We start from the raw sequence: 256 nt of genomic DNA, 5'->3' as shown, positions 1-256 counted from the left end.
GCACCTGTTCCCGGTTCTGCGCAAGCACAAGGAAACCAAGGACCTCGTCAGCGCCGCCCTGAACGACAACAAACAAACCCGCAAGCTGCTGGCTGAGCTTGAGCAGACGCCCAAGGGCAGCGAGGAGTTTGGCCCGAAGGTCGCCGAGCTGCGGAAAGTCTTCCAGCAGAGCGTGCGGGATGAGCGCAAGGAGCTGCTCCCGGCAGTCCTGAAGGCGCTGAGTGACGAGGAGGCACAGGCCATCGTCGAGAAGATC

General features: G+C 62.5%; 1 protein-coding gene. It reads left to right on the top strand.

What is annotated here, in order from left to right:
- The coding region (locus tag WDW90_RS40075) for a hemerythrin domain-containing protein (RefSeq protein ID WP_336493114.1) at positions 1 to 256 on the top strand (256 nt) is incomplete at both ends.

The organism is Methylobacterium nigriterrae (genome assembly GCF_037106235.1).
Lineage (GTDB): Bacteria > Pseudomonadota > Alphaproteobacteria > Rhizobiales > Beijerinckiaceae > Methylobacterium > Methylobacterium nigriterrae.
This window is presented reverse-complemented; position numbering and strand designations above follow the sequence as displayed.